The sequence below is a fragment of the Nonomuraea sp. NPDC050404 genome (assembly GCF_040655495.1).
Taxonomy (GTDB): domain Bacteria; phylum Actinomycetota; class Actinomycetes; order Streptosporangiales; family Streptosporangiaceae; genus Nonomuraea.
In genome coordinates, this window is the sequence record NZ_JBFAKB010000040.1 from 21,181 (window position 1) to 41,141 (window position 19,961).

Genomic DNA, 19,961 nt, shown 5'->3' on the forward strand with positions numbered 1-19,961 from the left:
TCGGCATGGGTGCCTCCGCGGGCATGGGCGGCGCGCCCGGCGGCCGGGGAGAGGGCGAAGGGCCGCACGACGCGCCTCCGTCCCCGCCGGCCGGCGGCACGGACGAGGAGCGGGCCGCCACGCCGCCGCCCCGCAGGCCGCGTACGGTCCTGCTCGGTGTGAGCGTCGCCGCCGCGCTCCTCATCGGCATCGGCGCCCCGACCGTGGACGCGATCCTCTTCTACCGCAGCGGCCAGCCGTCGGACATCGAGCACGTCGTGGCCGCGGGCAAGGAGCTGACGTTCGAGCACGTGTCGTGGAAGGCCGGCGTCGCGCCCATGCAGGCTCCGGAGACCAGTACGCCGGACAAGGCGTGGCTGAAGGTCACCATCGTCAGGAAGGGTGTGGACGAGACGGGCATCAAGCTCACCGGCATACCCGAGCTGGAGATGCGGGACGGCGAGGACCGCTCCTGGAAGGTGGAGATCACCAACCACGACGTCGCGACCGACGACGCCGAGGTGAACAAGCCCTACACCATCGAGGCGGCGACGGTGGTGCCCAAGGCGGTGGCCGACAAGGTCGAGCTGCGCCTGCGGCCGAACACCACCTACCGCTCCGACACGCCGGTAGACGAGCTCCTCATCGTCCCGACGGATCCGGCGGAGGTCGAGAAGGGCAAGCGGAAGGACGTCCTGGTGTTCAGGCGGTGATGTCCTCGCCGCGCAGCCGTGCCCTGGTCGCCGCGATGTCGAACGCGGCGGCCAGCACGCAGTAGGACAGGCAGGTCGTCAGCAGGTCCCCGATGAACACGACCGGCTTGCTCGCGAACAGCCACATGTACTCGATCTCGGAGCCGATCAGCCAGCGTACGGACCTGTCCAGGTATTCGACGCCCACGTGGATGCCCACGTACAGCAGGCACATCAGGCCGAAAAGCGCCATGCCGCCACGGAAGGTGATGCGGAAGGCGTTGACCACGGGCACCCAGCGCTCCATGAAGCCGCCGATCGCCCGGTCAACGGCGCGCTGGGTGACGTCGTGGCTGCCTTCCAGCCGGTCCATCCCCTGCTCCAGCCGGGTGCCGCGCAGGGCCCTGCGGGTGTCGTCCACGGAGGCGCCGAAGACCAGCACCGCGATCGCCAGCCAGGTGAGCGGCACGGCCAGCCCGTCCACGACGTGCGGCCAGGCGTCCCCGACCCAGTTCCAGAACGCCTCCCACCCGGGCACGGTCTCCTTGGCGTGCGACCATGCCTCCGTGGCGCCGCTGACGACGGCCCGGTGCGAGGCCCAGTCGCCGCGCAGCGCGGTGAAGGTGAACAGGGCGTTCAGTCCGCAGAAGACGAAGGCGAACTCGGCGAACGCGGAGGCGACGCCCGCGAACTTCCCCGAACCCTTCTCGACCATGCGGGAGAAGAGCATCCGGAGCCCGAAGACCACCGCCATCGCGCCCAGGGAGACCTTCCAGTCCAGGCCGACCAGGCCCATCCCGTAGGTGACCTCGTCGTTGGTGCCCTTGGCGATGTTGTTGAGAATGGTCGTGTAGAAGTCGTCGTCCAGGTTGTGGAACCTGTCCATCGAGTAGAAGTCGCCGGCGTCCTTGAGGTACAGCTCCCAGGCCAGGTAGATGACCGCGAACGCGGGCGCCACCCGGTTGAGCGAGACCCAGAACTTCTCCTTGTCCTGCCCGTCCGGGCCCTGTCTGCGGGCCTGTGTCTCCCACAGGGCTTCGCGCAGCGACAGGAACATGCCGGTGACGACGGTCATGGAGATGAGGATCACCACGGTGACCAGCATCAGCGTGACGACCAGCCGGGCCTGCCACCACGAGCCGTGCGAGATCTCGGTGGCGATGTAGAGCACCACCCAGCGCGCCAGCTCGCCCACCGAGAACCACAGGATCAGGGGCAGGGCGCACTTCCCCGCCAGGCGCAGCGCGTGCAGGGGCAACGAGTACGGCGACGGCATCCGCTGAGCCGGCGTAGGCCCAGGTCGCGGGGGTACCATCACTCCAGTCGATCCGGACATCTGTGGAATCGTATCGGTCTGTCCCTTGTGCCGCAGCCGCAACACCGCAAAAGCGCTACTCTCCGCAGAGCGATCATGAACAGGCGGCGATCTTGGCTGCCGGGCCGCCGTGAATTATCGGCGACATATTTCTGACCTGGCCATGCCGAAAGGCGGTACATGCGGCAACATGAATTCATGGACCCGCAGCCCGCAGTCGACACCGATCCTCGCGTGGTAGGAGATCGGCTGCGGCGGTTGCGACAGGCGCGCGGCGTCTCGCTCAGCGAGCTCGCCAAGCGCGCCGGCATCGGCAAGGCCACCCTCTCGGGCGTGGAGACCGGCACCCGCAACCCGACGCTGGAGACGCTCTGGGCGATCACCGCCCAGCTCGGGGTGCCGATCGGGGCCATACTCGACGCGCCGCCCGAGGCACAGATCATGCGCGGCACGGCGATCGAGGCCGAACTGCTCGAAGTGTTCGAGGACGACCGGGTCACCTACGAGCTCTACCGCGTACGGGTCCCGCCCGGCCTCACCCAGACCTCACCGGCCCACCACGAGGGCGTCAGCGAGCACGTCACCGTCTTCACGGGCACCCTCAGCGCCGGTCCCATCAAGGAGCCGCTCACCGCGGGGCCCGGCGACCACATCTCGTGGATCTCGGACGTGCCGCACGGCTACCGCGCCCACGGCCCCGACGTCGTACGCGCGACCCTCCTCATGCGCTACCCGACCAAGCCCCACTGACCTCCTCCGTCACGCGCCGGCCTGGGAGGCCGGGCGGCAGGTGCGGCACGGGCGGTAACCGGCGTCCCTGGCCTGGGCGACGCTGCGGAAGCCGTGCCGGTGCGCGGGCGTGATGCGCCGGGCGTTGTGGCAGGTCGGGAAGCAGACCACGCCGGTGGTGTCGCTGGCCAGGTAGAACACCCGCTCCCCCGCCAGCGTCCTGACCCGGTCCAGATCGACGCCCTCGGCCAGCAGCAGCCGCTCCTTGGCGGCCGCGCCGAACACGTACTCGCCCACCACCCCGTCCGACCTGGTGACCCGGTGGCACGGGATGAGCAGCGGCACCGGGTTGCGGCCGAGCGCCGTCCCCACCGCGCGCACGGCCGTGGGCCGGCCGATCCGGCTCGCGATGTAGGCGTAGGGCCGCACCTCGCCGCGCGGGATGGTCCGCACCACCTCCAGCACCTCGCGCTGGAAGTCGCTCATCCCGCGCAGGTCCAGTCGCAGCGCGCCCAGGCGGCCGGTGCGCAGGGCCGGCAGCAGGCCGGCGGGCGGGCGCGCGGCGGGCATGAGCGGGCGGCCGAAGCGTTCCCTGTACGCCTCGGTGAAGCCCTCGCCCGCGTGCACGTAGGCCACGCCCTGATCGGTGTAGGCGACCGCGAGCTCGCCGATGGGCCCCGGCACGCGTACCCATCGGGCCGCGATCCTGTCCAGCAGCCCTTCCGGCGGCTCGGCGGCGAGTGCCGCGAGTCCGGTGAGCAGTGGATCCTGTGTCATCGGGCACCTCCCAGTGCGCGTAGCCGCTTCAGCCCCCGCGACACGTGTGACTTGACCGTGCCCTGGGGGATCTTCATCACGGTGGCGATCTCGCTGACCGGCAGATCGACGACGTGCCGCAGCACGACCGCCGCCCGCTGCTCCTCCGGCAGCAGGCCCAGCATCTCAGCCAGCTCCTGGCCGGTCTCGTGGCGTACCGCTGTCCCCTCCACGTCCTGACCGGGGTCGATCTCCTCGATCGGCTCCTCGCGCAGGTCGGGGGGTGGCTTGCGGGACTTGGTGCGGGCGCAGTTACGCCAGATGTTCATGAGGATCGTCATCAGCCAGGCGCGGGGCCGGAGTTCGGCGATGCGGCCGGGGTCGTAGCCGGCCAGCGCGCGGTAAGCCCGCAGGAACGCCTCCGCGGTGAGGTCCTCGGCGTCGGCCCATCGCCCGCTCAGCCGCAGCGCGGCCGAGAAGACCAGGCCGCGGTAGGCGCCGTAGAGCTCGGCGAACCCCTGGTCGAGGTCGTCGAGCAGCGCTTTGCGCAGCGGGTCGGGACAGTCGAATTCGCTCACGTAGGGGAAACACCGCCAGGTCGCAATGCGTTGCAGGCCAACGCGGAGAGCCCGCGTCGCAGGCCAACACGAAGGGCCGGCGTTAGCGGGCCAACGCGAAAGGCCCGTACCCCGGAGGGATACGGGCCACGCTCGTGCGATGCTCAGACGGTGGCGGCTCAGACGGCCACGGCGAGCTGGGCGACCTCGCCCAGCTTGGCCTCCACCTGGATGTCCCTGGTGACGCCGCCGCCCGCGATGATGCGGACGGTCCAGTCGCCGGGAGCGGCGAAGAAGCGGAAGACGCCGTCGTCGGACACCACGACCTCACCGGTGAACTCACCGGAGTTGTCGAGCAGCCGCGCGTACGCCGTGCCGGCGCCGGTCACGACGCCCTGGATCACGGCCTGGTTGGTCAGATCGATTCCGGCGGGCAGCGCGATGGTCTGCTCCGGCGCTCCGCAACCCTGTGCGGTGGTCATCAGCGGGCCTCCCCCAGCTCGATCGGCACGCCCACGAGCGAGCCGTACTCGGTCCACGAACCGTCGTAGTTCTTCACGTTCGACTGCTCAAGCAGCTCGTGCAGCACGAACCAGGTGTGCGCGGAGCGCTCGCCGATGCGGCAGTAGGCGATGGTGTCCTTGCCGAAGTTGACGCCGGCGTCCTGGTAGAGGGTGCGCAGGTCGTCGTCGGACTTGAACGTGCCATCGTCGTTGGCCGCCTTGGACCACGGGATGTTGCGGGCGGTGGGCACGTGGCCGCCGCGCTGGGCCTGCTCCTGCGGGAGGTGGGCCGGGGCCAGCAGCTTGCCGGTGAACTCGTCGGGCGAGCGCACGTCGACCAGGTTGAGCTTGCCGATCGCGCTGACCACGTCGTCGCGGAAGGCGCGGATCGCGGTGTCCTGCTCCTGGGCGACATAGCTGGTCTTGTCACGCTGCGGCACGTCGCGCACCAGCTCGCGCGAGTCGAGCTCCCACTTCTTGCGCCCACCGTCGAGCAGCTTCACGTTGGAGTGGCCGTAAAGCTTGAAGTACCAGTACGCGTAGGCCGCGAACCAGTTGTTGTTGCCGCCGTAGAGCACGACAGTGTCATCGTTGGAAATGCCCCGGTCGGACAGCAGGGCCTCGAAACCGGTCTTGTCCACAAAGTCGCGGCGCACCGGGTCCTGCAGGTCCTGGCGCCAGTCGACCTTCACGGCGCCACGGATGTGGCCCTTGTCGTAGGCGCTGACATCCTCGTCGACCTCTACGAGGACGACTCCGGGCGTGTCGAGGTTGGCCTCGACCCAGTTGGCGTCCACCAGGGCGGCGGAGCGGCTCATTGGGATACCTCCATGTTGGCGGCGGGCTGTAGTCGGCGAATGAGCAGGTACGTTGCGCAGCCATGGCAGAATCCGAAGGCTGCTTGGAGGAGGGCGGAGGGCTCCTTGCGATCACCCGGGACGAACGCCTCGAAGAGCATCGCGTACGTCGAGCGCCGGACGGCCACGAGCGCGCGGACCACAGCCCGGACTGCGAGCAGCCGGAAGTCCCCCGTCACCGGGACGGAGACTGGGGCCAGGGTGGTGGTGGCCGCGCGGAAACGCGGCACTCTGAGGTCGGCACGCATCGCTGGATGCTCCTGAAGGGGTCGATTTGGGGCGGATCTGAAGTCCGCGCGAGATCGTCCTCAGGCAGCGGGACAGAGCGCTGTCGCGACGCGGCAGAAGTCAACCGCGCGCCGCTTTGTGAGCAGCTCTGTCGATGGGTTCATGCCGACGACACTACATCGGCGTCTCGGCATCTGTCACATCTCGTCCGGCTACTGAGACGACTTGTGAGACGGCTCACAGTCGGACCGCCGGTACGGCCGCCGCCAGCGCCGCCAGGACCTCGGCCTTCCGTGGCAGGCCGGCGGCCCTCTTGACCACGGCGCCCGCCGGGTCGAGCACGAACACGGTCGGCGTGCCGGTGATCTCCAGGCGGCGCATGAGATCGAGCCGTGACTCGGCGTCTATCTCGATGTGCACGACCCCCGGCACGAGCGCGCTCACGTCGGCCAGGACGCGGCGGGTGGCCCGGCACGGCTGGCAGAACGCGGTCGAGAACTGCACCAGCGTGGCCCGTTCCCCCAAGGCGGCGCCGAGATCGGTGACGGACAGCCGCTCGATGTCCGTCATCTCTTCTCCCTCGGTCAGTTGCCCTTCTTAACGTCCACCTCGACGAGCGTCTTCCCGGCCCGGTCGAGGATCTCGAACCTGTCGATCTCCCGCAGGGTCATCGTCGTCTGACTGCGGAACAGCGACTTGTCGCGGTAGTCCTCGCGGCTGATGACCCAGGTGTCGGCGGTCTCGCGCCGCCCGTCCACGCCGACGACCACGAGGTTGCACGTCTCGCCCACCGGAATCCTCCTGACCTGCACGCCAAGCTCCGTGCCCGAGTCAGAGGGCCAGACCAGCACCTTGGCGTAGAAGTCGGTGGCCTCGTTCTCCCCGTCGAACTCGCGGCCGTTGGCCGTCTTGAGCTGCCTGGGGCTGGCCGGGGTGGGCGACTGCGACGGCTCGGCCTTCCTGGCGTCCGGGACGGTACGCAGCGGCTGGGCCTGTTCGGCGGAGTCGTAGCTGTCGTAATCCTGCGCGGGCGCGTCCGCCTGCTGTGACGACGCCGCCGCCGGAGCCTGGGCGGACGACCCGCTCTCGGAACCGGAGGTCTGGATCGCCGTCCACACCGTGCCGCCCACCACGAGGACCGCCGCCGAGGAGGCCACGGCCATCAGCACGCGGCCGCGCCTGGTCCGCTTCGCGCGGTCGTTCAGCAGCCGGTCGAGCACCTGGCGCGGCGGGCTGGCCACCAGCTGGACGTCGCGTTCCGACACCTTGCCCAGGAACGAGCTCACGCCCTCCAGTTCGAGCAGTTCCGCGCCGCACGCCTCGCAGGTCGCCAGGTGGTGGTCGACCTCCAGCGCCTCTTCCGGTTCGAGCGCGCCCAGGGCGTGCGCGCCCAGCGCGATCCGCACCTCCTCGCAGGTCATCACGGCGCCAGCCCCCGCTCCTCGAGCGCGAGCTTGAGCGCGCGCAACGCGTAGTACGTACGGGACTTGACCGTGCCCGGCGGTATGCCCAGCGTCGCCGACGCCTCCTTCACCGATCGCCCCCGGTAGTAGACCTCCTGCAGTACCTCGCGGTGCTCCGGCCGCAGCGCGGCCAGCGCCTCGGCCACGGCCCACGACTCGACCGCCCGCTCCAGCTCGTCGTCGGCCGGCAGGACCGCCAGCGCCTCGTCGCCGATCTCCGGCGGCCTGGCCTTCCTGGCGCGGTGCTGGTCCACGACGAGGTTACGGGCCACGGTGAACAACCACGCGCGGATGGGCTTGCCGGACAGCGCGTCAGGATGCCGCCAGGCTCTCAGCAGCGTCTCCTGCACGACGTCCTCAGCCTTCCCCGAGTCACCGGTCAATCGCAGAACGTAGCCGTAGAGCGGCCCGGCGTGCTCGTCGAAGAGGGTCTTCACCAGTTCCTCGTCGGCGGTGCCCGCAGCGCTCACAGAGCCTCCCCTGTGATCGCCGCGCCGCTTCGCCGGTTGGCTCGCTCTCTCACGCTCCTCATCACGTATGACGGGGCGTGGCGGTTCAACGTCGTCCACGGGTAATCATCCGCGAAGCGGCACGTCAGACGCCTCGGCCGTGAACTCCATGCCCGCGGGCACGCTCCTGACCTTGGTCATCTTCACGTCGAAGGGCAGTTTCCCCTCGAACGGGATGGTGTAGGAGACCAGCCCGGCGACCTGGTCGGGCACGCCCTTGATCTTCTCCGCCCGGAGCCTGATGCCCCCGTCGGCGATCTCGATGCGCATCTCGGCGTCGAACTTCACCCTGTTCACCCCCAGCTTGACCTCGCCGGACGCGGTGAGCCGCTCCCCGTTGGCGCCGATCTTGACGCCGTCTGGGGCGTACTTGTCGATCGTGGCCCTGGTGAGGGTGCCGCTGATGACGACGCGACCGGCATGGATGTTGGCTCTGTTCTGGATGATGTCGGCCAGGGGGGCCGTCACGTCGTAGGCGGCGCCCCGCAGGTTCCTGACCGGCACGTCCCCGTAGGTGAACGTGCCGAGATTGAACCGTACCTCTGGATACCGCCCCGAGATGGCCTGGGTGAGAAATGGGATGCCCTCAATGGTCACGGTCGGCGTGCCCGAGAGGTCGGACGTCGCCGCGATCCGGGTCGCCAGATCCCGTTCGACGCCGGCCACGGCGACCCGATCGACCGCGATCAGGAGAATGACCAGCACGATCAGGAACATGAGCAGCTTGCGCATGGGGCTCCCTGTCTCAAGCGGAAGTCAAGAGACTCTATCGACTTGGCATGACTCATTCCCCTACAAAGCGTCCGCTCACGTGCCCGGTCAGCCGCCCGCGAACGGAGGGAGCACCTCCACGGTCGCGCCGTCGCCGAGGAGCACGTCGCCGTGGTCACGCTTGCCGACGGGGGAACCGTCCACGAGGAACGAGCAACGCCGTACGACTCGCGCCAGTTCTGCCCGATTTTGTGTGACTTTGGTCATGAGTTCGTCAAGAGTGGCCGCCTCAAACGTTTCCTCGGCGACACCGGCCGCTTCCTTGGCCGCCGCCCAATAACGTACCTTTCCCGTGGCCATGCGTTGCCTCACATTCCGTTTTGATCTATTGTGCGCCGCCCTTAACGGGGTTGTTCCAAGAGACGCGCTGTTCACCTGGTGGACGCGTAATGGACGCGACTTACCCGTGGGATATCCTCCCTCACAGGACCTGGGCGACGTCGCCCCCGGGTCCTTGCGTGTTTGAGGAGGCCGTAATGAGCAACCTGCTGCTGTTGACCAACGCCCTCGAGCCGTCCGCCGAGGTGCTGCCGGCGTTGGGGTTGCTGCTCCACTCCGTCCGTGTCGCCCCGGCTGAGGCGTCCGCGCTCATCGACGCACCACCCGCCGACGCGGTGCTGGTCGATGCGCGCAAGGAGCTTGTGCAGGCCAAGAGCCTGTGCCGGTTGATCCGCACCACCGGCATCGACTGCCCGCTGCTGGTGGTCGTGACCGAGGGCGGACTGGCCGCGATGACCGCCGAGTGGGGGGTGGACGACGTGCTGCTCGACAGCGCGGGACCGGCCGAGGTGGAGGCTCGGCTGCGCATGTCCACGGGCCGCATCTCGCAGGCCGGCACCGAGGAGGTGCCCGACGAGATCCGCAGCGGTGACCTGTCGATCGACGAGGCCACCTACACCGCGCGGCTGCGCGGCCGGGTGCTCGACCTCACCTTCAAGGAGTTCGAGCTGCTCAAATACCTCGCCCAGCACCCCGGCAGGGTCTTCACCCGCGCCCAGTTGCTGCAGGAGGTCTGGGGCTACGACTACTTCGGCGGCACCAGGACGGTGGACGTGCACGTACGGCGGCTGCGCGCCAAGCTGGGCACCGAGTACGAGTCGCTGATCGGCACCGTGCGCAACGTCGGCTACCGCTTCGTTCCCGACCGCACCGACACCGCGACCGCCAACGCCTGAACTTTTCGACATGTGAGCACGATTGACAGCGGGCTCCCCGCTGGCGTCCACTGATGTGACAGGTCGTCGTACAGACCGGTTCGGGTCTGTCATGTCGAGGACACCGCCGTCCTAGATGGGTGGTGTCAGGTGGCTGTGTTCAGGTCTCTGGTGGACGATGGCGCTCGTCCGCGCGTCTACCACCGTAACGAGACGATGTGCTCGCCGCTGCGGCCCGCCCACAGCGTCTACCTGATCGACCAGGGCTTCGCCCGTGAGTACACGCCCGCCGGCGAGCGCGAGGCGCTGCACGACCTGCGGGGAGCCGGCGACCTGGTGGGCGAGCTGGCCTTCTGGAGCCCCGCCGACCGGGTCAGGGTGGACGCGCTGACCGAGGTGCGCGCCTGGCCCATCGACCTGCGGCGGCTGCGCGAGCACGCCGCGACCGGCACGGCCGTGGCGACCGCGCTGGTCCAGGAGTTGTTCGCGCGGAACGTGGCCGCCCGCAGGCACGAGGCCCTGGCCCGCGCCCCCGTCGCCGCCCGGCTGGCCGTGTGGCTGCTGCACCTGGACGAGCGTTACGGGCTCGCCTCGGATTCTGCGCCGCCGCTGACCATGGAGACGCTGGCCGACCTGGTGGGCAGCTCCCCCGACGTGGTGCAGCGCCGGCTCACGCAGTGGACGCAGCGCGGCTGGCTGGCACGCACCGGGTACCGGCGGCTGCGCGTGACCGACCCGTCCGGGCTGCGCGCCGCCGCCGAGAACTGGGAACACCTTTCGGCGCCGTGGCAGGGACGGGTGACCCCGTTCCTGACCAGGTCCGCCGACCCCGCCGGGCCCCTGCCCGTGGGCGAGTTGCCCAGGCCGCGCCAGCTCCCCGCCGACGTGCCCGACTTCACCGGCCGCCAGCACAGCCTGGACCTGCTCACCGCCTGGCTCGAACGGCCCCGCCGGACGAACACCATGGTCGTGCAGGGGCTGCCGGGCGTGGGCAAGACCGCGCTGGTGACGCACTGGGCGCACCAGCACGCCGACCGCTTCCCCGACGGCCAGATCGTGATCGACCTGCGCGGCCAGTCGCCGGGACAGCCGCCGATGACCTCCGCCGAGGCGCTCGGGCAGATCCTGCGCTCGCTCGGCGTCGGCGAGCACATGCCGGCCGCCGACGAGGGCGAGCTGACGCTGCTCTACCGCAGCAGGATCGCCGGACGCCGGCTGCTGCTCTTCCTCGACAACGCCGCCGACCCCGCGCTGGTGCGCACGTTGCTGCCCGGCAGCAAGGACTGCGTGGTGCTGATCACCAGCAGGACGCGGATGGCGCCGCTGCGCGCCACCGGGCACGCCGACCTGATGGACCTGCCGGTGCTCGACCCGGGCAACGCGGTGGCGCTGCTGGTGGCGGTGCTCGGCGCGGGCTCCGCGCGGACGGCCGACCGGGACGCGCTGGCCGAGCTGGCTCGGGTGTGCTCCTACCATCCGTTCGCGCTGCGCATCTCGGCGGCCAAGCTGGCCGAGGACCCCGGGCTCAGCGTGCAGCGGCGGGTGCAGGAGTTGCGCGGGCCCGACCGGCTGCTGGTGGGGGATCCGGAGGAGGCGTTCAGCTCGGCGCTGGATCTGGCGTACGAGTCACTGAACCCGGCGCAGCGGCGCGCGTTCCGGCACGTCGGGCTGCTGCCGGGGCGGGACTTCACGCCCGAGGTGCTGGCCGCCGCGCTCGGCGTGCCGGTCCGCGAGGCGGTGGTCGCGGTGGAGGGGCTGCACCGGGCCTACCTGGTCGAGCCGCTGCCCGGACCGCGTTACCGGGTGCACGACCTGGTCAAGCGGCTGGCCAGGGAGCTGGGCAGGCACGCGGAGGGGGGCGTGCGGGAGGCCAGGGCGCGCCTGCTCGACCACTATCTGACGGTGGCGACCGAGCCGGAAACACCGCGCGAATGGTTCGAGGCCGAGCGGCGCTCGCTGGTCTCGGCGGCGCGGATGGCGGGCGAGACCGGCGCGCACGGGATGGCCTGGCGGCTGGCGGAGGCGGTGTTCGAGCCGTTCAGGCGGCTGCGCTACTACGAGAACAACCTGGAGGTGCAGCAGGGCGGGCTGACCTCGGCGATGCAGGTGGGCAACCGGCGGGCCATCGCGCTGATGCGCGGCAACCTGGGCTCCATCCACCGCGACATCGGCCCATCGACGCTGGCGGCCAGGTTCATCGGCGAGGCGCTGGCCGACCACGCCGAGCTGGGCGACCGCGTGGGGCGGGCGCGGGCGCTGAACGACCTGGCCGAGGTGCACGGCATCGCCGGCAACAGCGAGGACGCGCTGCTGTACGCGAGCGAGGCGCTCGACGTCCACAAGGAGACCGGCGACCTGGCCGGGGTGGCGAGCTGCCTGCACACGATCTCGCGGCTGCACCTGTCCCAGGAGCGGTACGAGCTGGCCCTGCAGTACGCCGGTCAGGCCCTGGACGTGCGCGGCACGCTCGGCGACCGGCGCGGCACCGCGCAGAGCCTGATCATCCTGGCCACCGTGCAACGCAACCTGGGCGAGCCGAACGCCGCGCTGTCGGAGGGCCTGGAGGCGCTGTCGATCTGCCACGAGCTGGGCGACGAGCACGCCGAGGCCGAGACGTTGTTGTGCCTGGCCGAGAGCTACGACCTGCTGCGGCTGCAGCACGAGGCGCAGCGGGACGCCGAACGGGCGCTGGCCGGCTACACCGCGACCGGCGACCAGTACGGCTGCGGCCGTGCCCTGTGCGCGCTGGGCCGGATCGCCCGCAACGGCTCCCGCTACGACGAGGCGCTGGCCCACTACGAGCAGGCGCTGGCCGTACAGGTCGAGCTCCACCACGAGCAGGGCAAGGCCGAGACCCTCGGCGACATCGGGCTGGTGCACTGGCGGTTGTCGGACTACCTGCGCGCCGACGACTACCTGAGCCAGGCCCTGACCATCAGCCGGGTCATCCGCGACGAGCCCGTCGAGGCCCGCATGCTCAACCGGCTGGCCAGGGTGCGCCGCCGCCAGGGACAACCGCAGGTGGCCTTCGTGTACGCGCTCGAAGCCCTGGACATCGTGCAGGGCAGCGGAAGCCGGCGGGCGGAGGCGGACGTACAGGAGACGCTGGCCTACACCTACCTGTCGCTCGGGCAGCACCAGCCGGCGCTGCGGGCGGCCAAGGCGTCGCTGGCGATCAGGGAGGAACTACGCGACAACCGGGCCAGCGCGCTGCTGTCGATGGCCCAGGCGCTGCACACCGCGGGCCGGTCGGCCGACGCGCTGGGACCGGCCAGGGAGACCGTCGAACTGCAGGACGAGACCGGCACCCGGGACCGCTGGGCGGCGGCGCTCACCACGCTGGCCATGGTGCTGCTGGACCTGGACCGGGCCGAGGAGGCGCTGGTGTACGCCCGCCAGGCCAGGGACGTGCACCTGGAGTGCGGGACGCGGCGGGACCTCGGGTGCGCGCTGCGGGCCCTGGGGCAGATCTCGGCCAGGCTCGGGCGTCAGGGAGCGGCGCGGGCCTATCTCAAGGAGGCCATGCGGACCCTCGAAGAGGTGGGGGACGTTTTCGAGGCCAGGCTGGTGGCGGAGGAACTCCGGGAATTTCCGTGAAACGCCGATAAAAGTCGTGAATTCCCGGATCTGAGGTCGCAGATCTTCGCCGGAAACTTTCGTTAGCTGGTCTCACCAGCCAATCCCAGCGGAGGTGATCCGGATGCTCAAGAACCATCTACGTCGAGACCTTCAGTGGCTCAAGCGCCAGGCACGCAAGGACAGGCGGATCACCGTCGGCCTGCTCGCCGGCGTCATGGCCGCCTGGATCCGCCAGCTCCAGCCCGATGAGGCGCCGGTCGCCCCGCCGGTGCTGCTGGCGCTCTCACTCGGGCTCCTGGCGGCGTCGGGGGCGGCCTGGCTGATGGCGGCGTACTTCGTCACCAGGAGCCTGCGGGCGCGGCGGGAGCCGGTGGAGGAACTGCGCTGGATCTCGCGGATCAGCAGGGGCAAGGAGTGGGCGTTCTGCTCGCTGGGCGCCTACGTGGCCTGGCACCTGCTGCAGTTCGTCACCGCGCTGGTGCTGCGCTGAGGGGCCGTCAGCCGGTCAGGCGGACCTGCTCCAGCGAGTCCACGTGGATGCCCGTGCCGGTGTGCGCGTACCGGACGATCTCGGCCGTGGGCAACGTGGCCGGGCCGAAGTCGGTGTCGGCATGGGCGTCGCACCACTCGACGATCTCCCCGGGGTTCGTGAGCGGGCGCGCGAAGTGCACCAGGCTGACGTACCAGCGGTCGCGGACGCGCCCGCGCTCGTAGTCGCGCACGCCGCGCGTCCCCAGCGCGTGGGCGAAGCGTTTGCGCAGCGTGGCCAGGGTGTCGTCGTCCGGCCGCACGCCCAGCACGATCCCGCCGCCGTGCGGGCTCACCCCGGTCAGGCGCGCCCTGGCCGGGGGCAGCCCGTCGGCGGCCCGCGCCAGGGCCTCGGCGCAGGCGCGGCGCAGCGGGTCGTCGGGCGGGATGTCGCTCCGGTACGCCTCCAGCGTCCTGAGCGTGATGTGCAGGGTCGGGCCGCGGTGCACCCAGTGGCCGGGGGCGTCGAGGGTGCTCACCAACTCGGTCATGCGGTCCACGATCTCGCCCTGGGGGCGCAGCAGGGCCGTCGTGCCCCAGCGGCCGGCGCCTTCCACCATGACGGTGTCATGGGTGGCCCGGCCGGACAGCAGAGCCGCCCGGCCCTTTGCTCTGAACTCGGCGAAATCGGACATTCGAGCAGTATGCCATGATCATCAGGGGCGCAGGCCGTCGCGGACGATAGTGAGCATGCGGGCCCTGGCCACCCGGTCGGGGCCGTGCCGTTCCCGGTCCATGCAGGCCGTCAGCAGCGCCTTCACGTCTGCCAGGTCGGCGTCGCCGCGGATCGTGCCCGCCCGTTGCGCCGCCTCCAGGAGGCCGCGCCACGCTCCCATGACGTCGTACCTGCTCTGCTCGGCCACCGCACGGAAGTCGAACCCGGCCCCCGCCAGCGCGTCCACCAGGCCCTTGTTGGCGGCGCCCTCCTCGACCAGGGCGGCGAAGAAGGCGAAGAACGCCTCCGCGGGGCCCTCGCGGTCCGCCAGGTCGGCGGCCTGCCGTACGAGCTGCTCCATCCGGTCGAGCAGGATCGCCTGGAACAACGACTCCTTGGTGGGGAAGTGGCGGCTGACGGTTCCGGTGCCGACGCCGGCGCGGCGGGCGATCTCGTGCACGGGCACCGACAGCCCTTCGGCGGCGAACGTCTCGGCCGCCACCTCCAGGACGCGCGCCCTGTTGCGCTGGGCGTCGGCACGCAATGGCCTGCTCATCCGGGGCACGCTCCAGTCCGTAGACAAACGGGATGGGCGTCCCGTATATTTTCGACTAACCGGGACGGCCATCCCGATTCTATCTCTCCTGACTTAGGACACGCTATGCGCATGGTCAAACTCGGCGGGGGCCTGGAGGTCTCCGCGCTCGGCCTGGGATGCATGGGACTGAGCGAGTTCTTCGGCCCGACGGACAGGAACGAATCGCTCGCCGCGCTCAGGCGGGCCGCCGAACTCGGCATGACCTTCCTCGACACCTCCGACTACTACGGCGTCGACTTCGCCAACGAACACCTGATCGGCGAGTTCCTGGCCGGGGGGCGGCGGGAGGAGACCGTGCTCGCCACGAAGTTCGCCGCCGTCCGGGCGCCGGGGACCGGGGAGCTGATCGCCGTACGGACGGATCCCGAGCATGTGCGCAACGCCTGCGAGGCGAGCCTGCGCCGCCTGGGCGTGGACCGCATCGACCTGTACTACCTGCACCACCCCGACCACCGCACGCCCATCGAGGAGTCCGTCGGCGCCATGGCCGAGCTGGTGGCGGCCGGAAAGGTGGGCCACCTCGGCCTGTCGAACGTCACCGCCGAGCAACTCCGGGCCGGTCACCGCGTGCACACGATCGCCGCCGTGCAGAACGAGTGGTCGCTGTTCAGCCGGGAGGACGAGGGGTCGGTCGTGCCGGTCTGCGCGGAGCTGGGCATCGGTTACGTGGCGTACGCGCCCCTCAGCCGCGGTTTCCTGACCGGCCGGCACGTCTCGACGGACGGGCTGGCCGAGGACGACCTGCGGCGCGGGCTGCCGAGGTTCGACGCCGCGAACGCGCCGCACAACGCCGCCCTGCTCGCCCCCGTCAGGCAGGTCGCCGAGGCGCACGGGGCGACGATGGCCCAGGTCGCGCTGGCCTGGTTGCTGCACAGGCAGCGGGTGCACGGCGTCCCGGTCGTACCGATCCCCGGGACGCGCAGTCAGGCGCGGCTGCTGGAGAACGCGGGCTCGCTGGAGGTCGAGCTGAGCCGGGAGGAGCTGGACGCGCTCGAACCCATCGCGGCGCGGGTGGCGGGCGATCGTATGCCCCCACCGCCGCCCGGCCTGGGCTGACGTCGTGATCAGGCCATGAGGGTGCGTAGTGCCGGGATCCAGTGGTCGCCGTAGCGGTCCTGGAGCTCCGGGCGTCGCCAGTCCTCGCCCGTGACCCGGCCCCGGCAGAGCGCCGTGCCGCACAGGCAGTCCAGGGTGTAGTCGGCGACGGTGGTGCTGGTGCCGTAGTCGTTGGTGGCCTCCTCGCCCGGCCGCAGGTCGCGGCGGGTGGCCAGGGTGTACGGGCCGGTCCACCACAGGTTCGGGTCGCAGCTGTGGTTGCTCTTGCCGATCCGGTTGCCCGGCGGCAGGACGAGGTGGAGGTCGGCGGTCACCGTGATGGTGTCCACGTAGGGGACGTCGGGGTCGGCGAACAGGTCCCGCAGGTGGTCCAGGGTCACCAGGCGCCCGCCCAGCCGGGAGACGACGGTGCCGGCGGGGATGGCGGCGGTGGCGAACAGGCCCTCGCCGGCGATGGGTGAGGGGCCTACCTTGAGCGACGGGTGCAGCCAGCAGTCTGGCTGAGGATCTTCCAGCACAGGTTTCACCCTGCCTCACGAAGGCTGCAGGCGCGTTCAGTCTTGTCTCGGGAAGGCGGCGCGGTGCGGGCCGGTGTCGGGGTCGAACTCGTGGCGGATGCGCGCGCACGAGTCGAGCAGCGAACCCTGCAACGACCGCAGCTCCGTGTGCAGGGTCTGGCGGAAGTCCCGTGCCAGCCGGCGCTGCTGGTGTTCCCCGTCGTCCAGCGCGGCGCACAGATCCTCCATGTCCTCCCTGCGGCCGTGGCCGAGTTGCAACATGCCGAAGTCGCGGAAGACGCGGGACAGCGCCGCCAGTTCGGCGGCCAGGGATTCCGGCAGGTCGGCGCCGCGCTCGCCGGGCAGCCCGCGTACGCCGGCGATGAGATCCACCAGACCTCTGGCGATGCCTCTGAGCTGCTGGCAGGCATGGTCGAGGCAGGTGGCGGCCTCGGCCACCTGGCGCAGGCGGCGGTCGTAGCTGCGGCGGCGCGGCGACAGGCGCACCGACTCCGCCGCCTGCTCGGCGGCCTCCTCCGTGTCCTCCAGCCGCTGCGCCAGTGCCCGCGCCCGGTCCAGCCATTCCCCGGCCTGGTCCCGGTCCCACTCCCCGCGCAGCCCTGCCGCCATGTCCTCGGCCAGGTCGGCCAGCTCGGAGCAGAGCCCGCACAACTCCCGGCCCGCCTTGTCCACGAAGCGCGGCGGCATGACCAGCAGGTTCGCCGCGATGCCGATGGCGGCGCCCAGGAGCACGTCCGAGAGGCGGGCGAAGCCGTACGTGCTGCCGAGCGCGAAAACCAGCAGCGCCGTGATCGGGATCTGCACGTTCTGGGCGGGCAGGTTCAGCAGGCGCGTCAGGACCAGGCCCGCCACCACCAGCACGGCCAGCGTGACCGCGTTCGCGCCGATCAGCCAGATCAGCGCCGTGGCCGCCGCCACGCCCACGACCACCGCCAGGATCTGCTGGCCGCCCCTGACCAGCGTGCTGTACGCGGTCGCGGAGACCGTCAGCAGCACGCCGATGGGCACGAGGACCGGCAGGTCCACCTTGAGCACGTACGCGGCCAGCCACCACCCCACCGCGCACGCCCCCGTCACCTTGACCGTCTGGGCCAGCGACTCCCGCTCCATGCGCAACCAGCGCCCGAACCCCAGGCTGCGTACTCGCGCGAGCCCCGCCATCCCCCCTGAGACGACGCGTTCGAGCGGGGAACCGGCCAGCGCCCGCCATCGCCCGCTTTCGGTCTCCATAGCCCCTGCCCCCCGCGAAATGCCCCCTTATCTCCATTGACCTGCCCATTTGCGGGTCTGATAGAGCCGTCCGCTGCGGGGTAGATCTGGCATATGTCCGGCGATCTGATCGTTCCTGACGCCGCCCGGGGGCTGGTGGTGTTCGCGCACGGCAGCGGCAGCGGCCGGCACAGCCCGCGCAACCGCTACGTGGCCGGCGCGCTCAACGAGGCCGGGCTGGGCACGCTGCTGTTCGACCTGCTCACTCCCGGGGAGGAGGCCGACAGGGCGAACGTCTTCGACATCCCGCTGCTGGCCGAGCGGCTGCTGGAGCGTACCGCGCAGGCTCGCGAGTCGGCGGGCCTGCCGATCGGCTACTTCGGCGCCAGCACCGGCGCGGCGGCGGCGTTGTGGGCGGCGGCCGAGCCGGACAACACGATCACCGCGATCGTCTCGCGCGGCGGGCGGCCCGACCTGGCCGGCCCCCGGCTGGCCGCGGTACGCGCGCCGACCCTGCTCATCGTGGGCGGCCGGGACCCGGTGGTGGCGGAGCTGAACGAGGAGGCGCGGGGGCACCTGCGCGCGGACAGCCGGATCACGGTCGTGCCCGGGGCCACCCACCTGTTCGAGGAGCCCGGAGCGCTGGAGGCCGTGGCCGGGCATGCCAGAGACTGGTTCACGACCCATTTCGGCCCTGCCGCTACCGGGGTCGCGCGGTGATCGGGCGCGCGCCGGTGGCCGTGGCCGTCAGGCGTTCGTAGACCTCGGCGGCCGTCGTCTCGCAGCCCAGGCGGTGGCCGGTCAGCTCGCCGTGGTCGTCGCTCGATCCCGTCACGGCCAGGCCGAGCTCCTTCGCCAGGGCGCGGAGATGACGGCGGGCGTCGGCGTCGTGGTCGAGGTGGTCGGCCTCCACGCCGAAGAGCCCGGCCCCGGCCAGTTCGGCGATCCACTCGTCGGGCACGACCTTGCCGCGCTTGTGCGCCTTCGGGTGGGCCAGCACCGCCGCCCCGCCCGCCGCGCGCACCAGGCGTACCGCGCGTTCGGGGTCGAGGGCGTAGCGGGAGACGTACGCGCGCCCGCCCGTGCCGATCCACTCCGGGGTGAACGCCAGCGCGGGCTCGGCGACGGCGCCCGCGGCGACCATGGCGCGGGCGATGTGCGGGCGGCCGACCGGTCCGCCGGCGGCCAGGTCCGCGACCTGCTCCCAGGTGAGCGGCACGCCCAGCTCGGTCAGCCGCTCGACGGTCGCCTTGGCGCGCTCCACGCGGGCCTGCCTGATGCGTGCGCATTCGGCGAGCAGGTCGGGTTCGAGCGGGTCGAAGAGGTAGGCGAGCAGGTGGATGCTCTGGCCGCCGCGCCTGCACGACAGCTCCATGCCCGGCACGAGCGTCAGCCCGGCCGGCAGCGCCTCGATCGCCGCGGCGTGTCCCGCCACCGTGTCGTGGTCGGTCAGGGCGAGCACGTCGAGGCCCCGGTCGCGGGCGCGCCGCACGACGTCGGCCGGGGGCTGCGTGCCGTCTGACGCGCTGCTGTGACTGTGCAGATCTATGCGCGGGTGCCGGTCTGTGAGCATGGCGTCAGACTGCCACGGTGGCCAGGATCCTGCCGTCGGTGGTCTGGATGGTGAAGTGGTTCAGCTCGGTCTGGGGCAGGCTGGTGCCGCCGTGCAGGACGAGGGGGTCGGGGGAACCGGGCACGCCGTACCCCTTCTCCGGCACTCCCCAGCTGGCCACGACCTCGGACCTGCCGTCGTCGCCGAACGCCGTGAGCCGGCACTGCAGCGGACCCTTGACCCCCTTGAGCTCCAGCGCGACGTGGGTGCCCCAGCCCTTGTCCTCCAGGCCGACGACCCCGGCCACGCCGGTGGCGGGATCGGTGATGGCGTAGGTGCGGCCGGTCATGAGCAGGTCGCGGGCCGGGCTGTGGATGCTGTCGGGGTTGGGTTCGCCGGTCAGCGAGCTGACGCCGAGGAAGACGCCGGCCGCGACCACCAGGCAGGCGGCGGCGGTCATGAAGGAACGATGGAATCGCCGGCGCCGGCGCTCGGCGGCGGCGCGGCGTACCAGGAGGGATTCGACCTGCGGGTCGGCGGGCTGGGGCAGCAGGTCGTCGGGATGGACACCCTTGATCAGCTCGCCCATCGCGGCGAACGACCCGACCTCCCCCGCGCACAGCCCGCAACCGTCCAGATGGCGCTCGAAAGCGGCCTGCTCCTCCTCGCTGAGCAGGCCGAGCGCGTACGCGGCCACGTCCTCGTGATGTACCTCTGTCATGGCGTCACCCCCCTGTCATCGTGACGCGCCTC

Annotated in this window: 25 protein-coding genes; 7 read left to right on the forward strand and 18 right to left on the reverse strand. The window is 71.1% G+C overall.

Translation table 11 applies throughout. From position 1 onward, the window contains the following. The first annotated feature begins 5 nt into the window (after positions 1 to 5). Positions 6 to 692 (forward strand): hypothetical protein, encoded by a 687-nt coding sequence (locus AB0I81_RS57080; RefSeq protein WP_360677555.1) that lies wholly within the window; start codon positions 6 to 8, stop codon positions 690 to 692. Here the strand turns inward: AB0I81_RS57080 and AB0I81_RS57085 are convergent. Next, the gene (locus AB0I81_RS57085) at positions 682 to 1,947 is read right to left on the reverse strand and encodes a hypothetical protein (RefSeq protein WP_360677557.1); all 1,266 of its coding nucleotides are present in this window, start codon (positions 1,945 to 1,947) and stop codon (positions 682 to 684) included. The two genes, AB0I81_RS57080 and AB0I81_RS57085, sit on opposite strands and share 11 nt — an antisense overlap. A gap of 237 nt (positions 1,948 to 2,184) precedes the next feature. Between AB0I81_RS57085 and AB0I81_RS57090 the strand changes: the two genes are divergently transcribed. Beyond that, complete coding sequence (locus AB0I81_RS57090) at positions 2,185 to 2,736, forward strand: XRE family transcriptional regulator (protein ID WP_360677559.1); 552 nt, start codon at positions 2,185 to 2,187, stop codon at positions 2,734 to 2,736. Between the two features lie 9 nt (positions 2,737 to 2,745). Here AB0I81_RS57090 and AB0I81_RS57095 read toward each other — a convergent pair whose 3' ends face one another. The 11 genes from AB0I81_RS57095 to AB0I81_RS57145 all read right to left on the reverse strand — a co-directional run bounded on the left by AB0I81_RS57095 (position 2,746) and on the right by AB0I81_RS57145 (position 8,659). After that, positions 2,746 to 3,492, reverse strand: coding sequence for a methylated-DNA--[protein]-cysteine S-methyltransferase (locus tag AB0I81_RS57095; protein WP_360677561.1), 747 nt, complete (start codon positions 3,490 to 3,492; stop codon positions 2,746 to 2,748). Further along, entirely contained in the window at positions 3,489 to 4,049 is a 561-nt protein-coding gene (locus AB0I81_RS57100; protein ID WP_360677563.1) for an RNA polymerase sigma factor, read from the reverse strand. Before AB0I81_RS57100 ends, AB0I81_RS57095 begins: the two co-directional genes overlap by 4 nt. A gap of 158 nt (positions 4,050 to 4,207) precedes the next feature. Next, positions 4,208 to 4,510, reverse strand: a complete 303-nt coding sequence (locus tag AB0I81_RS57105; protein WP_360677565.1) for a DUF1416 domain-containing protein — start codon at positions 4,508 to 4,510, stop codon at positions 4,208 to 4,210. Continuing rightward, complete coding sequence (locus AB0I81_RS57110) at positions 4,510 to 5,349, reverse strand: sulfurtransferase (RefSeq protein WP_360677567.1); 840 nt, start codon at positions 5,347 to 5,349, stop codon at positions 4,510 to 4,512. Before AB0I81_RS57110 ends, AB0I81_RS57105 begins: the two co-directional genes overlap by 1 nt. Beyond that, on the reverse strand, positions 5,346 to 5,636 hold the full coding sequence (locus AB0I81_RS57115; protein ID WP_360677569.1) for a hypothetical protein: 291 nt from the start codon (positions 5,634 to 5,636) through the stop codon (positions 5,346 to 5,348). Before AB0I81_RS57115 ends, AB0I81_RS57110 begins: the two co-directional genes overlap by 4 nt. A gap of 60 nt (positions 5,637 to 5,696) precedes the next feature. Then, positions 5,697 to 5,810, reverse strand: a complete 114-nt coding sequence (locus AB0I81_RS57120) for a putative leader peptide (RefSeq protein WP_360677571.1) — start codon at positions 5,808 to 5,810, stop codon at positions 5,697 to 5,699. Positions 5,811 to 5,853: 43 nt separating this feature from the next. Further along, the gene (locus AB0I81_RS57125) at positions 5,854 to 6,186 is read right to left on the reverse strand and encodes a thioredoxin family protein (RefSeq protein WP_360677573.1); all 333 of its coding nucleotides are present in this window, start codon (positions 6,184 to 6,186) and stop codon (positions 5,854 to 5,856) included. 14 nt (positions 6,187 to 6,200) lie between these two features. Further along, positions 6,201 to 7,037, reverse strand: coding sequence for a zf-HC2 domain-containing protein (locus AB0I81_RS57130; RefSeq protein WP_360677727.1), 837 nt, complete (start codon positions 7,035 to 7,037; stop codon positions 6,201 to 6,203). Further along, entirely contained in the window at positions 7,037 to 7,549 is a 513-nt protein-coding gene (locus AB0I81_RS57135) for a sigma-70 family RNA polymerase sigma factor (protein WP_360677575.1), read from the reverse strand. The genes AB0I81_RS57130 and AB0I81_RS57135 overlap by 1 nt, the downstream gene beginning before the upstream one ends. A 105-nt stretch (positions 7,550 to 7,654) precedes the next feature. Continuing rightward, positions 7,655 to 8,320 (reverse strand): DUF2993 domain-containing protein, encoded by a 666-nt coding sequence (locus tag AB0I81_RS57140; RefSeq protein WP_360677577.1) that lies wholly within the window; start codon positions 8,318 to 8,320, stop codon positions 7,655 to 7,657. 87 nt (positions 8,321 to 8,407) lie between these two features. Beyond that, entirely contained in the window at positions 8,408 to 8,659 is a 252-nt protein-coding gene (locus tag AB0I81_RS57145) for a MoaD/ThiS family protein (protein ID WP_360677578.1), read from the reverse strand. Positions 8,660 to 8,835: 176 nt separating this feature from the next. Between AB0I81_RS57145 and AB0I81_RS57150 the strand changes: the two genes are divergently transcribed. From AB0I81_RS57150 to AB0I81_RS57160, 3 genes are all read left to right on the forward strand, one after another. Further along, the gene (locus AB0I81_RS57150; RefSeq protein ID WP_360677580.1) at positions 8,836 to 9,534 is read left to right on the forward strand and encodes a response regulator transcription factor; all 699 of its coding nucleotides are present in this window, start codon (positions 8,836 to 8,838) and stop codon (positions 9,532 to 9,534) included. Between the two features lie 135 nt (positions 9,535 to 9,669). Next, complete coding sequence (locus AB0I81_RS57155; RefSeq protein WP_360677582.1) at positions 9,670 to 13,110, forward strand: tetratricopeptide repeat protein; 3,441 nt, start codon at positions 9,670 to 9,672, stop codon at positions 13,108 to 13,110. Positions 13,111 to 13,213: 103 nt separating this feature from the next. After that, a complete protein-coding gene (locus AB0I81_RS57160) occupies positions 13,214 to 13,582 on the forward strand; it encodes a hypothetical protein (protein ID WP_360677584.1) in 369 nt (122 codons plus the stop codon). Positions 13,583 to 13,589: 7 nt separating this feature from the next. Here AB0I81_RS57160 and AB0I81_RS57165 read toward each other — a convergent pair whose 3' ends face one another. Next, the gene (locus tag AB0I81_RS57165) at positions 13,590 to 14,255 is read right to left on the reverse strand and encodes a hypothetical protein (RefSeq protein ID WP_360677586.1); all 666 of its coding nucleotides are present in this window, start codon (positions 14,253 to 14,255) and stop codon (positions 13,590 to 13,592) included. Between the two features lie 21 nt (positions 14,256 to 14,276). Next, positions 14,277 to 14,831, reverse strand: coding sequence for a helix-turn-helix domain-containing protein (locus AB0I81_RS57170; RefSeq protein WP_360677588.1), 555 nt, complete (start codon positions 14,829 to 14,831; stop codon positions 14,277 to 14,279). Positions 14,832 to 14,936: 105 nt separating this feature from the next. On the opposite strand from AB0I81_RS57170, the gene AB0I81_RS57175 reads away from it, so the two are divergent. Next, positions 14,937 to 15,929, forward strand: a complete 993-nt coding sequence (locus AB0I81_RS57175; RefSeq protein WP_360677590.1) for an aldo/keto reductase — start codon at positions 14,937 to 14,939, stop codon at positions 15,927 to 15,929. Positions 15,930 to 15,937: 8 nt separating this feature from the next. On the opposite strand, the gene AB0I81_RS57180 is transcribed toward AB0I81_RS57175, so the two are convergent. Together AB0I81_RS57180 and AB0I81_RS57185 are read right to left on the reverse strand one after the other, a co-directional pair. Then, positions 15,938 to 16,447 (reverse strand): SET domain-containing protein, encoded by a 510-nt coding sequence (locus AB0I81_RS57180; protein WP_360677592.1) that lies wholly within the window; start codon positions 16,445 to 16,447, stop codon positions 15,938 to 15,940. Between the two features lie 36 nt (positions 16,448 to 16,483). Then, a complete protein-coding gene (locus tag AB0I81_RS57185) occupies positions 16,484 to 17,677 on the reverse strand; it encodes an FUSC family protein (RefSeq protein WP_360677594.1) in 1,194 nt (397 codons plus the stop codon). Between the two features lie 93 nt (positions 17,678 to 17,770). Between AB0I81_RS57185 and AB0I81_RS57190 the strand changes: the two genes are divergently transcribed. Then, positions 17,771 to 18,376: an alpha/beta hydrolase gene (locus tag AB0I81_RS57190; RefSeq protein ID WP_360677596.1), complete on the forward strand. Its 606-nt coding sequence runs from the start codon at positions 17,771 to 17,773 to the stop codon at positions 18,374 to 18,376. Here the strand turns inward: AB0I81_RS57190 and AB0I81_RS57195 are convergent. Together AB0I81_RS57195 and AB0I81_RS57200 are read right to left on the reverse strand one after the other, a co-directional pair. Then, positions 18,357 to 19,229 (reverse strand): PHP domain-containing protein, encoded by an 873-nt coding sequence (locus AB0I81_RS57195; protein ID WP_360677597.1) that lies wholly within the window; start codon positions 19,227 to 19,229, stop codon positions 18,357 to 18,359. The genes AB0I81_RS57190 and AB0I81_RS57195 overlap by 20 nt on opposite strands. 4 nt (positions 19,230 to 19,233) lie before the next feature. Continuing rightward, complete coding sequence (locus AB0I81_RS57200; RefSeq protein ID WP_360677599.1) at positions 19,234 to 19,929, reverse strand: zf-HC2 domain-containing protein; 696 nt, start codon at positions 19,927 to 19,929, stop codon at positions 19,234 to 19,236. Positions 19,930 to 19,961: the final 32 nt, after the last annotated feature.